We start from the raw sequence: 16,436 nt of genomic DNA, 5'->3' as shown, positions 1-16,436 counted from the left end.
CATCACCCCATCAATTCAAAATGATACGAAGCAGCACTTAACGCGTATAACGGCGCCGTTTCTGTTCTTAAAATTCTTGGTCCTAAACTACATGGTACAAATTTATGTTCACGAAGCGCTGTAATCTCTTCCTCAGCTAAACCGCCTTCTGGGCCAAATACAATCAATAGCTTTTGACCTGGTTTCATTGTCGTTAAAGCTTTCGCAAAATTAGATTTCTCGCCTTGTTTCGCTTCCTCTTCGTAAGCAACAAGACAAACATCATACTCACCACTCATTGTAAGCAGTTGCTTAAATGATGCCGGAGCATGTACTTCCGGAATTTCACTTCTATGTGATTGTTCCGCAGCTTCTTTCACAATTTTTCTTAAACGCTCAACTTTTTTATCAGCTTTTTTCGCATCCCATTTTACGATAGAGCGAGATGCTTGAAATGGTAAGAATGCAGCTGCCCCAAGCTCAGTTCCTTTTTGAAAAATCAACTCTAGCTTGTCTCCTTTTGGCAGTCCACTTGCAATCGTCACGAAAACAGGAAGTTCACTTGACGCCTCTACCCATTCTACAATAGCCGTATTAATAAATTCACTGGTAATTTCATCAATTGAACATACTGCTGTTTTTCCGTTTACACAGCAATAAATTTGATCGCCAGCTGTCATACGCATTACTCTCGCAATGTGATGTACATCATCACCTACAATGCGAATTTTTGCTTCACTTACATGTTTTTCTTCTACAAAATAACGTTGCATATAATCACCTTAGTAGAGTTTCGTTCCTTTCGTAAGTCAACACTTACGAAAAGAACGAAACATTATCATTTTTCATATAACAAACGGCAAGTCCCTCACCTTATAGTGAGAGACTCCCCTTTTCATTATAGACTAAAATCTATATTACGCATTTCGTGCAATAATTGCTACCCAATCTTCCATTCGTAACACTTCTTCAATTGTAAATCCAGCTTGTTCTAACGCCTCAGAAATTACTTTTTCCTTCGCAGCAATAATGCCCGATGTAATAAATAATCCACCTGACTTCACAACTCTCGCTGCATCTTCAGGGAATAAAAGAATAATTTCTGCTAATAAGTTAGCTACGATTAAATCAACAGGACCTTCAATACCTTCTAAAAGACTATTTTGCCCAACAGACACGATATCATCTGTTTTATTTAAACGCACATTCATTTCTGCACTTTCAACTGCAACCGGATCTAAATCATATGCTTGAACAGAAGACGCACCTAATTTTGCCGCTGCAATACTAAGCACACCAGAACCTGTTCCTACATCAATGATAGCGTCACCTGGCTGTACTGTTTTTTCTAAAGCACGAATACACATCGTTGTTGTTGGATGAGTTCCTGTACCAAACGCCATACCTGGGTCTAATTCAATGATTTTTTCATCAGGAGAAGATGGTGTATATTCTTCCCACGTCGGTACGATTGTGAATGTATCAGAAATTTGTACTGGATGGTAATATTTTTTCCAAGCAGTAGCCCAATCTTCTTCATTGACTTCGTTAACGGTAATATTTCCAGTACCAATTTCAATGTCGTAAGATGGAAGCACATCAATAGATGATTTTACACCTGCAATCGTTTCATGTAAAGAATCCGTTTGCGGGAAATATGCTTTTATTAATACACCTTCCGCCGGATATTCATCTGGATTCAATGCATAAATTTCACCATATTGTTGCTCGCGCTCTTTCGTTAACTCCGCTGGATCCTCAATCGCAACTCCGCTAGCACCAGCTTCATGTAAAATATGAGAGACAGCTTCTACTGCTTCTTCTGTTGTATGAATACTAATTTCTGACCATTTCACAATTTACCAACTCCATTTTTTATTTCCATTATTCCCCTTTGAAAGCACGTTTAAGCTTTCCGAATAAACTATCATCCTGCTCTTCTTGTCCTGCAAATTCACGTAATAAATCTTTTTGCTGTGAAGTCAATTTCGTCGGTACAACAACACGAACGACTACATATTGATCTCCTTGGCCGTATCCACGTACGTTCGGAGCACCTTTTCCTTTTAAGCGGAATTCTGTTCCAGTTTGTGTTCCTGCTGGAATTTTCAGCTTCACTTTACCATGAACAGTAGGAACTTCCACTTCATCACCAAGCGCCATTTGCGCAAATGTTAATGGCATTTCGCAAATAATGTGATCTCCTTCACGCTCGAAGAATTCATGATTTCTTACATGAACGACAACATATAAGTCTCCTGCTGGTCCGCCATTTACGCCGGCTTCACCTTTTCCAGACACACGAATTTGTTGACCATTATCGATACCTGCTGGAATTTTAACATTGATTTTTTTACGCTTACGAACTTTACCTGAACCGTGACATGTCGTACATTTTTCTTTAATAATTTGTCCAGTTCCTGAACAATGACCACAAGCTTGACGGTTTACGATACGACCAAACGGTGTGTTTTGTTCTACACTCACTTGACCAGAGCCTGAACAATGTTTACATGTTTCTTTTGAAGTTCCTGGTTTTGCTCCACTACCTTTACAAGTATCACATGGATCTTCTACTGGAATTTCCACATTTAATTCCTTACCAAAAATAGCTTCTTCAAAATCTAAAGTGACTTGATATTGTAAGTCAGCACCTTGGCGCGGAGCATTTGGATCACGACGTCTGCCGCCGCCACCGCCAAAGAAAGAACTAAATATATCTTCAAAACCGAAGCCACCGCCGAAGTCTCCTCCGCCGCCAAATCCACCGAATCCTTGATTTGCACCAGCATGACCAAATTGATCGTACTGCGCACGCTTTTGATCATCACTTAACACTTCGTATGCTTCTTGTACTTCTTTAAACTTTTCAATTGCATTTTCTTCTTTGCTTACGTCTGGATGGTATTTTTTAGCCAAACGACGATACGCTTTTTTTATTTCATCTGTTGAAGCGCCCTTGCTAAGTCCAAGGACCTCATAATAGTCTCGTTTACTCATAAATTTACAACCCCCGAATCTTTCACATAAACGTAATTTTAACACCGAAAGAAAGTGCTTTGCAACAAAGTTTCCTCACTTACAGTATGCAAAGCGAAAAACTTAAGATCCTCACACATCGCTTCTCATTCGTGAAAAAAGCCAAAGTCAAGGCACGCTTGACTTTGACTTTTTGTCATCTTACTTATTATGTTTACAGTTGAATTACTTGTCTTCTTTTACTTCTTCAAACTCAGCCTCAACTACATTGTCTTTCTTCGTGCCAGCGTCTTGCGCACCTTCTGCTTGACCAGCAGCTGCTTGAGCTTGCTCGTATAATTTAACAGTTAATTGTTGTACGATTTCTTGTAAAGCATCTTTTTTCGCACGAATTTCTTCAAGCTCGTTTTTCTCAATTGCAGCTTGCAATGCTTCTTTCGCTTCTGTTGCTTTTGCAACTTCAGCTGCATCTACTTTACCTTCTAAATCTTTTACAACTTTGTCTGTTTGGAATACAAGTTGGTCAGCTTCGTTACGAAGTTCAACTTCTTCCTTACGTTTTTGGTCAGCGTCAGCATTTGCTTCCGCTTCTTGTACCATACGTTCTACTTCTTCATCAGAAAGACCTGAAGAAGATTGGATTGTAATAGCTTGCTCTTTGCTTGTTCCTAAGTCTTTCGCACGTACGTTAACAATACCGTTCGCATCAATATCGAATGTTACTTCGATTTGTGGAATACCACGTGGTGCTGGTGGAAGGTCAGTTAATTGGAAACGACCTAACGTTTTGTTGTCAGCTGACATTGGACGCTCACCTTGTAATACGTGAATGTCTACTGCTGGTTGATTATCAGCAGCTGTCGAGAATACTTGTGACTTACTTGTTGGAATTGTAGTGTTACGCTCGATTAATTTCGTGAACACGCCACCCATAGTTTCAATACCTAAAGAAAGTGGAGTTACGTCTAATAATAGAACGCCTTCTACATCACCAGTAAGTACGCCACCTTGAACTGCAGCACCTAATGCTACAACTTCATCAGGGTTTACACCTTTATATGGCTCTTTACCAGTTTCACGTTTAATAGCTTCTTGTACAGCTGGGATACGAGTAGATCCACCAACAAGAATAACTTTATCTAATTCGCTTGGAGCAAAACCAGCGTCTTTTAATGCACGACGAGTTGGCTCTAATGTTCTTTCAACAAGACCTGCTGAAAGCTCTTCGAATTTCGCTCTTGTTAACGTTAATTCTAAGTGTAATGGACCAGCAGCTCCAGCACTAATGAATGGTAATGAAATCTGAGTTTGTGTTACACCAGAAAGATCTTTTTTCGCTTTTTCAGCTGCATCTTTCAAGCGTTGAAGCGCCATTTTATCTTGGCTTAAATCAATGTTATTTTCTTTTTTGAACTCAGCTACTAAGTGATCGATGATAACTTGGTCAAAGTCATCGCCACCAAGACGGTTGTCACCAGCAGTTGAAATAACTTCAAATGTGCCGTCTGCTAACTCAAGGATAGATACGTCAAATGTACCGCCACCTAAGTCATATACTAAGATTTTTTGTTCTTCGTCTTGTTTTTCTAAACCGTAAGCAAGTGCTGCTGCTGTTGGTTCGTTAATGATACGCTCAACTTCTAAACCAGCGATACGACCAGCATCTTTCGTTGCTTGACGCTCTGCATCGTTGAAGTATGCAGGTACTGTAATAACAGCTTTCGTTACTGTTTCACCTAAGTATGCTTCAGCAGAAGCTTTTAAGTTTTGTAAAATGATTGCAGAAATTTCTTGAGGTGTATAATCTTTACCTTCAACTTCTACTTTGTAGTCTGTACCCATATGACGTTTAACAGACATGATTGTATTTGGGTTTGTAATTGCTTGGCGCTTTGCAACTTCCCCAACTTGACGTTCTTCATTTTTGAAAGCTACAACAGAAGGTGTTGTACGGTTTCCTTCTGGATTTGGGATAACCTTTGGTTCTCCACCTTCCATAACAGCTACACAAGAGTTTGTTGTACCTAAGTCAATACCGATAATTTTACTCATGGCGAATCCTCCTAGTTTTATGTAAATTATTGATTTACTTTTACCATTGATGGGCGAATCACACGGTCTTTTAATTTATAACCTTTTTGGAATTCTTCCACAACCGCGTTTGATTCAAATTCACTATCTTCCACTTGCATAATAGCTTGGTGTTCATTAGGATCAAACTGTTTACCAACAGCTTCAATCACTTCCACACCTTCTTTAGTCAGCGCTTCTAACAATTGACGATGCACCATTTCCATACCTTGTAACAAGGATTTCGTTTGCTCATCAGTCGCTTCCACTTGCATTGCTCTTTCAAAATTATCAAGAGCTGGCAAGATGTCTGAAACTAGACTTTGTGCTCTATATTTTTCAGCAGCCTGTTTATCCATTTGGACACGGCGCTTATAATTTTCAAAATCAGCTTGTAGACGTAATGTGCGACCTTCCGTTTCCGTTAGTTTCGCTTGTAACTCATCTACTTTTTCTTGTAAAAGAGCAGCCTCACTTTTTTCTTCTACAGTTTCTTCACTGTTTTCTGGCGTGACAGCTTCTTCAACTTGCGCTTCTTTTACTTCTTCTACCACTTGTTCGTTACGCTCTTCCACAATATTCACCTCCTTAAAAGGTATTAGGTATCATGCATAGCATGATTACCTAAGCATTATATATTACACACAGCAATGAAAATTTCATCACTTGAGCGAATGTATTACTCTCATTTACTTTTTAAGTCCATCAGTAAATTGTCTCGTAAATAACTGTAACAAACTAATTACACGAGAATATTGCATTCTCGTAGGACCTAAAATAGCAATTGTTCCAAGTTGCTCTTCGCCGATCGAATATGTTGCAGAAATTAAACTGCAATCCTCCATAGCCGTCGAAGTGTTTTCCCTACCAATTTTCACTTGAATCCCGACTTGTTTATGACGCAAAATGTCATAAAATTCGGCTTCATTATCAATCATGGTAAGCAAAGATCTAACCTTTTGAATGTCATGGAACTCTGGCTGCGAAAGCATATTTGCTTTTCCTCCAAAGTATATCTTTTCCGATAACGGAACTTGAAATGTACCATCTAACATTTTTATTGCACTATCGTAATTATGAACATACCCACGTAAAACTGTAACAATCTCCTTAAAGATTTTATTATGAAGTTCTTCCATCGGTACGCCAGATAGCTTTTCATTTAAAACATTAACCATTTTTTCTAAATCTGATAAATCAACAGATTCCGGAACGGTAATCGTTTTACTTTGTACATGCCCTGTATCAGTTACAATAATAGCGACTGCAGTTTGACGATCAAGCGGCACAATTTGTACATTTTTAAGTTTATTTGTACTTAACTTCGGTCCAAGAACAATGGCCGTATAATTCGTAAGTTCTGATAAAATTTGAGCAGATTGCTGTGCAATTTTTTCCGCTTCAAAAATTCTTTCAGCAAATAAATCTTTAATTTGTACAATTTCAGCGTTCGGTAAGTTTTGCGGCGCTAAAAGATGGTCTACATAAAATCGGTAGCCTTTCTCAGAAGGAACACGTCCAGAAGAACTGTGCGTTTTTTCAATAAAACCTAATTCTTCTAAGTCCGCCATTTCATTTCGAATAGTAGCTGAACTAAATGTAATTTCATCTTTTTTAGCCAACGTTCTAGACCCAACAGGCTGCGCTGATCCAATAAAGTCATCAATAATTGTTTGTAAAATTAAGAGCTGACGTTCCGTAAGCATCTCATCATCACCTCTGTTAGCACTCTTTGTCTTTGAGTGCTAAATCTATTAATAACTTACCAAAATTGACATTCAATTGTCAACGGAAACGTCACGAAATAATGAAACTTTTTCACGCCTATGGAACATTTAATTAGTCAATCAAAAATGATTGGAATACTTCATTCCCTAATAATTTTCCTTTTCGCGTTAAACGCACATGTCCATTTTCCTCTTCAAGTAATCCTTGTTCTTGATTACTTTGTAACTGCTTCGCGAAAACTTGATCCATCTCCACATTAAATTTATTGCGGAATGCCGTTTTAGAAACACCTTTTGTTTTTCGAAGTCCTAAGAACAGTTCTTCTTCCATTCTTTCTTTCTCCGTCACCTTATGAACATCTAAATACGGAAATCCTGTTTCATCAATTTTATTAAAATATTGCTTCAGCGGACCTACATTTTGAATACGTTCCCCATTCACATAACTATGAGCTCCAGCTCCAAAGCCATAATACTCTTCATTATTCCAGTATGTGAGATTATGTCTACTTTTATTGTCACCTTTTGAGAAATTACTAATTTCATACTGGTTATAACCGTGTTTCTCCATTTCATCCATTACCATTTCATACATTTTAGCTTCATGGTCTTCACCCGGAAGACGCAATTTCCCTTTATTCATTAAGTTATAAAACACTGTTTTAGGTTCCACAATTAATGAATATGCCGAGAAATGTTGTACACCAAGCGTAAAAGCAATGTCTAATGTTTCCTTCACATCTTCTATCGTTTGTCCTGGCAAAGCATAAATAATATCTACATTAATATTTTTAAAGCCTACTTCCTGAGCTTCTCGAATCGCTAGGAATGCATCTTCCCTCGTATGCTTGCGCCCGATTTTCTCAAGCAGTTCATCACGGAACGTTTGCACACCAAAACTAATTCGATTCACTCCACCTTCTAGTAGTACATTCAACTTCTCTTTCGGTAGATCTCCTGGATTCGCTTCAAATGTCAATTCACAATTCGGAGCAAACGGACGCAAATGACGATTAATAATCTCGAGTAATTTTTTTGTCTGTTCCATATTTAACGCTGTCGGAGTTCCACCGCCCACAAAAATCGTTTTCATACTATCAAACGGAACTTTTTGAACCGTATTTATTATTTCCTTCTCTAAATAATCTAAATATTGATCAACCGGTTGGCGTTCAATAAACACTTTATTAAAATCACAATAGTGACAAATGTGCTGACAAAACGGAATATGAATATATGCAGCTTGTACCAAATATAACTCCTACCTTTCTAAAAAGAAAACCTCCGCACTCCGGAGGATTCTCTACTTCTCTAACGTATTACGAATTTGTTCCATTCGCATTTTTCCCCAATCATACATCATTTCAACGATCGGTAAAAGTGACATGCCTAGTTCCGTCATATAATACTCAACACGAGGAGGAATTTCGGGATATACTGTTCGATCAACAATCCCATCTTCCATTAACTCTTTTAATTGGTTCGACAAAACTTTATGAGAAATGCTTGGGAATAACCGTTGTAATTCACTAAAACGATGAGGCCCTTCCACACCAAGATGCCACAGTATCACAACTTTCCACTTTCCACTAATAATAGAAAGCGTCAATTCCTTTTCACAATTAAAATTGCCATTTTGTATTTTATCTTGAATATCTTTTCGAATATTTTCGGACATTAACAATCTCCTAACTCTATATGAACTAAAAAGCTCTCTCATTATTGTAAATGAGAGCTGCTCAGATGTCTAAAAAGTAATTATACAGAAAAAAGAAGCCGCACAAACGACTTCTTTTTTATTTCAAATATTAGTTGTCATCCATTTTCAGTACAGCCATGAATGCCTCTTGTGGCACTTCTACAGAACCAACAGACTTCATACGTTTTTTACCTTCTTTTTGCTTATCAAGAAGTTTACGCTTACGAGAAATGTCACCGCCGTAACATTTTGCAAGTACGTTTTTACGCATCGCCTTAATTGTAGAACGTGCTACAACTTTATTTCCGATAGTCGCCTGAATTGGTACTTCGAACTGTTGTCTCGGAATTAATTCTTTTAATTTCTCTACAATTACTTTACCACGGTCATACGCTGAATCACGGTGTACGATAAATGATAAAGCATCCACTTGTTCATTATTTAAAAGAATATCCATTTTCACAAGTTTAGATGGTTTATAACCAATTAACTCGTAGTCAAATGATGCATACCCTTTCGTATTTGATTTCAATTGATCGAAGAAGTCATATACGATTTCTGATAACGGGATTTCATATGTTAATGTAACACGCGTTTCATCTAAATATTGCATATCAATAAACGTTCCACGTTTACCTTGGCAAATTTCCATTACAGCTCCAACATAGTCATTCGGAACCATAATTGAAGCCTTCACAAACGGCTCTTCTACACGATCGATAGACTGTGGATCTGGCATATTAGATGGATTATCAACAATAACATCTTCACCGTTTGTTAAATAAACTTTATAAATAACGCTTGGCGCTGTTGTAATTAAGTCAATCTTAAATTCACGTTCAATACGTTCTTGAATGATTTCCATGTGAAGAAGTCCTAAGAATCCACAACGGAAACCAAATCCTAACGCTTGAGATGTTTCTGGTTCAAACTCAAGAGCAGAATCGTTTAACTCTAATTTTTCTAACGCATCACGTAAATCGTTATAACGAGCAGAATCAATTGGATACAGCCCACAGAATACCATCGGGTTTAATTTACGGTAACCTGGTAACGCCTCTGCAGCTGGACGTTTCGCATGTGTAATCGTATCACCAACACGTGTATCACCTACGTTTTTAATAGATGCTGCTAAGAAACCTACATCACCTACTGTTAACTCGTCACGTTGCGTAGTTTTCGGTGTAAATACACCTACTTCTGTTACTTCAAATTCTTTACCCGTTGCCATCATACGTACTTTATCGCCAACTTTTACCGTTCCATTTACAACACGGATATAAGCAATTACACCACGGTACGGATCATATAAAGAGTCGAAAATCATACATTGTAACGGCTCTTCTGAATCACCTGCCGGAGCTGGTACTTTTTCAACAATTTGTTCTAAAATTTCTTCAATACCAATTCCAGCTTTCGCAGAAGCAAGTACCGCTTCTGATGCATCTAAACCAATTACATCTTCTACCTCTTGACGTACACGTTCTGGATCCGCACTTGGTAAGTCGATTTTATTGATAACTGGTAAAATTTCTAAGTTGTTATCGAGCGCTAAGTATACGTTCGCTAACGTTTGCGCTTCAATACCTTGCGCTGCATCTACTACAAGAATCGCACCTTCACAAGCCGCTAAACTACGAGATACTTCGTACGTAAAGTCGACGTGTCCTGGTGTATCAATTAAATGAAGAATATACTCTTCACCATCTTTTGCTTTATAGTTTAATTGTACTGCGTTTAATTTGATTGTAATACCACGCTCACGCTCTAAATCCATAGAGTCAAGCAACTGAGCTTTCATTTCGCGTTGTGTTAACGCATTTGTTTTCTCTAAAATACGGTCTGCTAACGTTGATTTTCCGTGGTCAATATGAGCAATAATAGAGAAATTACGAATTTTGGACTGTCTTTTTGCTCTTTCTTCTTTGTTCATCTATGTTCTCAACTCCTAATAGTCTCGCCAATATACACTAGCACTGATTATATCAATAGAGCAACAAAGATTCAATGAAAACTCGTGCTGCTTACGATACAAATCATTCTATCTATATCTTATGCGAATAAACCATAAGAGACAAACCCTTTTCAAATTTTAAAACGGTTGTCTTACAAATCAGTAAAACAACCATCTCCCATGCTACTCTTAGCTAAAAATCCCCTTTATTTTCCCAACAACTATATCCGTTCCGAACTTCGTCATTTCATAAGCTACACTTGCTACCGCCATCCCAATTCCTTCTACAACATTAAAACTTCTTAAACGTTCTAATTGTTGTTGTTTTTCTGAAGCTGAAAACGAACTACCCAAAATTTCTGATTCAACACCTGTACTCTCTGTCCCTGTCATATGAGCTATTTGTTCATACGACAATTGCCGATAACCTTTCATACTTTTCAAACCATGATTAGCAAGTGACACTCCTGCTATCATCATAAGTAAACATAAAGCTACACTACATATACACAAAAGCGCAAAACGACTCAAACTATTATCATCTTTCTCCCTCAATGTGTATACGCTCCCGTATTATCTTGATCAATTTGATGATGCAGCGCTGCATTTAAACCACTCGCTATTACATTCGCCATATCCTCAATAAAAGTATCTACTTCTTTTGGGGTCACCATTAAGTTATGACCAAGGGGCGATAGCACTTCATAAATCAACCTTCTTTTTTCTTCTTCTTCTAACGTACCAACAGCACCTAAAAACATATTTCGGCTCTTTTCATCTGGCATATCTTCTTCTGTTAATTTTTTCTTTTCTCCAAATGAAAATCCCGCTGGTAACAAAGATCTTGAAGGTTTGTTTCCTTCTTTCATCTCTCGACCAAAATGTTTCAAAATAAAATCAATCGTATCACTTGTAATCGAAACGGCATCGACCACAGTCGGAACACCAATTGCGATAACAGGGATACCTAATGTCTCTTTACTTAGTTCCTTACGTTTATTCCCAACCCCTGATCCAGGATGGATTCCAGTATCAGAAATTTGTATCGTGCTATTTACTCGTTCAATAGAACGGGCAGCTAATGCGTCAATCGCAATTACAAAGTCTGGATTTGTCTTCTCAATAATCCCATAAATAACATCGCTCGTTTCGATGCCTGTAATCCCCATTACCCCCGGCCGAATTGCACTAACAGGCCTGAATCCTTCTTCTACACTTTCAGGCTGCAATTGAAACAAATGTCTCGTTACTAATACATTTTCTACAACTATTGGCCCAAGAGCATCCGGTGTTACATTCCAATTCCCAAGGCCTACAATTAAACAGCTCGCTTCTTTTGTAACACCAACCTCTTCTAAGAAATAAGAAAATTCTTTTGCAAAAATACGCTCCACTTTTTGTTGAAGTTCTGTATCTTGCTGACGTATACCTTGTACTTCAAGCGTTAAATAATTTCCAGGTTTTTTACCCATCGCTTCAGAGGCAGCTTCATCAATTGTTACTTTTGTAATTATAGTACCTTCTTCTTCCCTCTCTTTTACAATTACCCCCTGTATCCCTTTTTGTTCTTCTTGGCTTTCTTGCAACATTTGATGAGCTTCTACAGCAAGGTCAGTTCTAACGCTATATTTACTTAAATCCAATGGTTCTTTCATCGTATCTCCTCCGTAATTCATAGTAAATATCGTTAGATTTCCCAAAGTTATATAAGGTCATTCTTTCCTTTACGTGAAATTTCATGGATATACTATTGCAATTCTCTTCACCGTTTGATAGAATATCACTTGTTCTATGTAAGAATCGAGTCATTCGATTGCACCAGGGAGGTGAAAAGTATGGCAAACATCAAATCTGCTATCAAACGCGCTAAACTTAGCGAAGAGCGTCGTGCACATAACGCTTCTATCAAGTCTGACATGCGTTCTGCTGTTAAAACTGTAGAAGCTTTAGTTACTAATAACGATCTTGAAAATGCTAAAGAAGCTTTCAAAACTGCTTCTAAAAAACTTGACAAAGCAGCTCGTAAAGGTCTTATCCACCAAAACGCTGCATCTCGTCAAAAATCTCGCTTAGCGAAACAAGTAAACGCGTAAGGCGTTTAAAAAACGATCCATTTGGATCGTTTTTTTATATACAAAAAAAGTTCATGCACTAGGTACATGAACTTTTTTTGTGTCATCACATATGATTTAATCGCATTAAGAAAAACTCGAGCACAAGTTTCTTATCCATCTTTCCCGTCTTCATACTATAATCAGCTTCCGCTAATTCTATAATCACTTTTTTTAATTCTTCAAAAGAGAAAAATTTCGTTTGATTCATCGCCAATTTTACACGATACGGATGTACACCAATATGAGATGCAATTTGATTTTGCCCATAACCACGTTGCTGTAACTCTTTCACTTGATACAACAAACGGAATTGACTCACTAATAACGCAAGCAATTTAATCGGTTCTTCCTGCTGCGTAAATAATCCATCCAAAATTTGCATTGCACCTGCAATATCTTTTTTCACCACTTTTTCTGTCAAAGCAAATACATTTTGCTCAACTGATTTTGGCACAAGCTCTGCAACAAGTTTCGTCGTAATCTCTCCGCCCATACCAACGTATAACGTTAACTTGTCCATTTCCTTCGCCAACATCGTTACATTACTTCCCACAAGCTCTAGCAACAAACTAACAGCCGCGTTATCAATGTGCACATGCACTTCATCTGCACGAGCAATAATCCACTTCTGAACATCCTGCACTTGCATCGCATTCGCTTCTACTACATCTGCTGTTTTCTTTAATAGTTTTGTAATTTTTTTTCGCTCATCAAGTTTTTCGTAAGGCGCAACAAAAACAAGAATAGAAAATGGAGAAGGTTCACCAATGTATTCTTCTAAAATTTTTATATTTTGCTCTAACTTTTCTTTTTGCGAAGTCAGAAATAGCGGTGATTTTATTAACAGTACTTTCCGTTCTCCAAAGAAAGGAAGCGTACGCGCATCCTCAACCACATCTTCTAAATATGCTTCTTCCAAATCGTATGTCACAACATTAAACTCTCGATCTTCTTCTTCAAGTGCTTCTGTCGTAATAAGCTTTATCGTTTCATTTATAAAAAAAGCTTCCGTTCCATATAGTAAATATAACGAAGCAAACTGTTTCTTTTTAATTTTTTTATGTATATCACTCATACTTTTTCCTACTCCCTAACTTGGCAATATATATTTATACTAATGCCCTAGCTTTTGTTTTACAAGTACAAAGGAACAGGCTGTATAACCCGTCCCTTTATTTATATTAAACGCCACGCAATAAGCCCCGGGTTTCTTATTGGTGTGCGGTAATCACCTTCCCTTTATTATTCACAATAAAAATTCGAGTATAAGTGCCAACTGTTAACATGCTTGGAAACAAAAAACTCACGTTACTTCATGATCTAAAAGTAGCAAAAAAGCTCATTTTCTCTTCATATGGAAATTGTAGATTTTTTTCTGACAATATTTTATACTAAAGTGGAATGTTGGGGAGGGATTCTAAATGAATGATTTTGAACAAAACGTTCAAAGTAAACGCAATGACGCTATTGATTCAGGGGTAGGATTTATCGTCTCATTTGGTTTTTTCGCAACACTTTTCATCATTGCAACTGTTATTAAATTTATCGGTTCTTAAAGACTGCCACTTCATGGCAGTCTTCTCTTTTTCACCTATTATATGTCTTATCGTATGTGATTTTACTTTGAAAGGTTCCATTTTCCCCTTTAAAAACATAGGAAATAGCACCTTGCTTGTCCGTGCGCCATATCGCACTCCCCATCTTCTCCAAACGCTCTATCACTTCTTTATGCGGGTGTCCATATCTATTCTGCTTACCAACAGATATAATCGCTACACGGGGCTGTATAACGTTCAAAAAAGACTCTATAGATGACGTGTTACTTCCATGATGAGCAACTTTTAAAACATCTACTCGCAAATTTGGATACTCAGATACTAAAAACTGCTCTCCTTCTTCTTCTAAATCGCCTGTAAATAGCCACGTCAATCCTCCAAATTTTGCCCATATTACAATTGAAGCATTATTTTCACTTTTTTCTTTTCCTTTTGGAGCTAAAACGAAAAATTCAGCTTCATTTACACTCCAACTTTCCCCTTCCCCCACTTCAGTTATTTTTATTTCCTTTTCTAATGCCTGTTTCTTTACTACTTTTTCTAATACTGCATCTTTTCCCTTCCGGCCAAACACAACTTCTTTTACAGGTATATATGATAATAATTCTTGCGCAGCACCTATATGATCTGCATCTCCATGCGTTACGATTAATTTATCAATTGTTTTAATACCTTCTTTTTGTAAATAGGGTATTAAAACATCATTTCCAACAGAAAATTCATGCTTTTTTTGTTGCCACTCTTCCTTATTGACACGAAGCGTTCCACCTGTATCAATAAGATAAACCCCTTTATCATACGGAAGGCGAATTAATATTGCATCACCTTGTCCAACATCAATAAATGTTACACTTCCACTTCCTCTAAAATATGGATATACATAATGACACGTGCTAATAAAAAGAAATATACTCACAACTATACAAACCATTTTTTTCGGCGCTCTCCTTTCCCAAACCATCAATATACTGACAATACTCGCGCAATATACAGCTACAAGATTGAAGGACGTTTTCCCGAAAATAAGCTGGTTAAATGGTAAACTTTCACAATAACTTAGAAAAACATTAGACATACTCAAGCCTATTGATAACACATCCGCAAATCCTTTTGCGAGAAACGGGACAATTGGCATACACAGTAAAATAATAATGCTACATGGTAATACAATGATAGATAAAAACGGAACGTATAAAAGATTGAGGAAAATGCTATATGGAGAAAAATAACCAAAGTGATATAACAAAATCGGAGTACTAACGAGCTGTGAAATGATAGAAATATAAATAGAATTTCGGATTACTCCGTTGCTACTCACTAACAATAACGGAGCAGACAAAAGTAAAGCGAAGCTACCTACAAAAGAAAACTGAAATCCAATATTAAAAACAAGATAAGGGTCATATATAAGCATACATATAGCTGTTACACTTAAAGCATCTAAACTAGATAAACGAATCGAGCACATAAAAGCAATCAACGTCAAAACTCCCGTTATAGAAGCCCTTATAACAGAGGGTGACGCCCCTGCTAAAACCATATACAAAGGAATACAAATGATAAGGCAAATTGTTGCTACCTCCCTCGTCGCACCACTTCTTAGCAAAATAAAATATACTATCACCATTAACAATACAATGTGCGAACCTGAAATTGCTAACAAATGTACAAGACCAAACTGTTGATATTGCTCTTCCACTTCAAACGTCATTTGTTGTCTATCACCAAATAGTAACGCATTCATAAAAGCACCTGATTGCTCTGGAAACATCTCTGTAACTTTCGAGATTACTTGTTGCCTCAAAAGGAGAATCCGTTGCATGAGCGACAGTGATGTTCTATAGCATTCAGAAATATATGTAGCCTCAAATGTGAAATGAATATGTTGCTTGTATAAATAATCACGGTAATTAAAACCATGAAAATTCCGAGCTGTTTGCGGTTCTTTCCTCTCACCCTCGAATACACATGATATCCCTGCGTATAATTGTTGCATTTTTTCCTTTTCCAAGGCTGATTTTATTCTATAACTTAACTGCACTATATTTTTATTGTGATCTTCAAACTGAAAAGATAGGCGATCTCCATTAACAAGCGGTGTATTTTGTATAACCCCTCTTGTAACTCCATAGGACTCTCCTAGAGACTTATTCCACCCTTGAACATAGGAAGTGTATATAGCGCCACTAAAGCACGCTACAATGCAAAAAAAGAAGGTTTTACGCGAAGTGCGATATAAACAGAAGAAAACATTTAAAAAGAGGCAAAAAACTATCAATAAAAGTGACGAGGAAAAGGCAATTGCAATCCCTATTATAAACGAGATTGCAACATACCCCCATTGTTCCTGCAACTTAT

At 37.3% G+C, this 16,436-nt stretch carries 15 protein-coding genes; 2 read left to right on the top strand and 13 right to left on the bottom strand.

Annotated elements, in window-relative coordinates; all coding sequences use genetic code 11:
- Positions 1-2: 2 nt before the first annotated feature.
- The 11 genes from MRP26_RS05275 to gpr all read right to left on the bottom strand — a co-directional run bounded on the left by MRP26_RS05275 (position 3) and on the right by gpr (position 12,063).
- Positions 3-752: a 16S rRNA (uracil(1498)-N(3))-methyltransferase gene (locus MRP26_RS05275; RefSeq protein ID WP_001190142.1), complete on the bottom strand. Its 750-nt coding sequence runs from the start codon at positions 750-752 to the stop codon at positions 3-5.
- 144 nt (positions 753-896) lie between these two features.
- Positions 897-1,835 carry a 50S ribosomal protein L11 methyltransferase gene (prmA, locus tag MRP26_RS05270; RefSeq protein ID WP_000872098.1) on the bottom strand — a complete coding sequence of 313 codons (939 nt, stop codon included), beginning with the start codon at positions 1,833-1,835 and terminating at the stop codon, positions 897-899.
- A 28-nt stretch (positions 1,836-1,863) separates the two neighbouring features.
- A complete protein-coding gene (gene dnaJ / locus MRP26_RS05265; protein ID WP_000043947.1) occupies positions 1,864-2,979 on the bottom strand; it encodes a chaperone protein DnaJ in 1,116 nt (371 codons plus the stop codon).
- A 204-nt stretch (positions 2,980-3,183) separates the two neighbouring features.
- A complete protein-coding gene (gene dnaK / locus MRP26_RS05260; RefSeq protein WP_197242754.1) occupies positions 3,184-5,010 on the bottom strand; it encodes a chaperone protein DnaK in 1,827 nt (608 codons plus the stop codon).
- Between the two features lie 26 nt (positions 5,011-5,036).
- The gene (grpE, locus tag MRP26_RS05255; RefSeq protein WP_000392711.1) at positions 5,037-5,603 is read right to left on the bottom strand and encodes a nucleotide exchange factor GrpE; all 567 of its coding nucleotides are present in this window, start codon (positions 5,601-5,603) and stop codon (positions 5,037-5,039) included.
- Positions 5,604-5,717: 114 nt separating this feature from the next.
- Complete coding sequence (gene hrcA / locus MRP26_RS05250; protein ID WP_000954942.1) at positions 5,718-6,734, bottom strand: heat-inducible transcriptional repressor HrcA; 1,017 nt, start codon at positions 6,732-6,734, stop codon at positions 5,718-5,720.
- A 133-nt stretch (positions 6,735-6,867) separates the two neighbouring features.
- A complete protein-coding gene (hemW, locus tag MRP26_RS05245; protein ID WP_000249436.1) occupies positions 6,868-8,007 on the bottom strand; it encodes a radical SAM family heme chaperone HemW in 1,140 nt (379 codons plus the stop codon).
- 51 nt (positions 8,008-8,058) lie between these two features.
- Positions 8,059-8,433 (bottom strand): winged helix-turn-helix transcriptional regulator, encoded by a 375-nt coding sequence (locus MRP26_RS05240; protein WP_001293539.1) that lies wholly within the window; start codon positions 8,431-8,433, stop codon positions 8,059-8,061.
- A 130-nt stretch (positions 8,434-8,563) separates the two neighbouring features.
- On the bottom strand, positions 8,564-10,387 hold the full coding sequence (gene lepA, locus MRP26_RS05235; protein ID WP_001030948.1) for an elongation factor 4: 1,824 nt from the start codon (positions 10,385-10,387) through the stop codon (positions 8,564-8,566).
- 210 nt (positions 10,388-10,597) lie between these two features.
- Positions 10,598-10,963, bottom strand: a complete 366-nt coding sequence (locus tag MRP26_RS05230) for a YqxA family protein (RefSeq protein WP_001207095.1) — start codon at positions 10,961-10,963, stop codon at positions 10,598-10,600.
- Entirely contained in the window at positions 10,960-12,063 is a 1,104-nt protein-coding gene (gpr, locus tag MRP26_RS05225; RefSeq protein ID WP_000662644.1) for a GPR endopeptidase, read from the bottom strand. The genes MRP26_RS05230 and gpr overlap by 4 nt, the downstream gene beginning before the upstream one ends.
- A gap of 180 nt (positions 12,064-12,243) precedes the next feature.
- Here gpr and rpsT point away from each other — a divergent pair, with 180 nt between their 5' ends.
- Positions 12,244-12,501, top strand: coding sequence for a 30S ribosomal protein S20 (gene rpsT / locus MRP26_RS05220; RefSeq protein WP_001274012.1), 258 nt, complete (start codon positions 12,244-12,246; stop codon positions 12,499-12,501).
- 85 nt (positions 12,502-12,586) lie between these two features.
- On the opposite strand, the gene holA is transcribed toward rpsT, so the two are convergent.
- Positions 12,587-13,597 carry a DNA polymerase III subunit delta gene (gene holA, locus MRP26_RS05215; RefSeq protein ID WP_001279933.1) on the bottom strand — a complete coding sequence of 337 codons (1,011 nt, stop codon included), beginning with the start codon at positions 13,595-13,597 and terminating at the stop codon, positions 12,587-12,589.
- A gap of 346 nt (positions 13,598-13,943) precedes the next feature.
- On the opposite strand from holA, the gene MRP26_RS05210 reads away from it, so the two are divergent.
- Positions 13,944-14,078, top strand: coding sequence for a YqzM family protein (locus tag MRP26_RS05210; protein ID WP_000997609.1), 135 nt, complete (start codon positions 13,944-13,946; stop codon positions 14,076-14,078).
- A 31-nt stretch (positions 14,079-14,109) separates the two neighbouring features.
- On the opposite strand, the gene MRP26_RS05205 is transcribed toward MRP26_RS05210, so the two are convergent.
- On the bottom strand, positions 14,110-16,431 hold the full coding sequence (locus MRP26_RS05205) for a DNA internalization-related competence protein ComEC/Rec2 (RefSeq protein WP_197242755.1): 2,322 nt from the start codon (positions 16,429-16,431) through the stop codon (positions 14,110-14,112).
- Between the last annotated feature and the right edge of the window lie 5 nt (positions 16,432-16,436).

The organism is Bacillus sp. CCB-MMP212 (assembly GCF_022748145.1).
Classification (GTDB): Bacteria; Bacillota; Bacilli; order Bacillales; family Bacillaceae_G; genus Bacillus_A; species Bacillus_A cereus.
The sequence above is the reverse complement of the archived record's forward strand: the minus strand, read 5'-3'. Positions and strand labels throughout refer to the sequence as shown.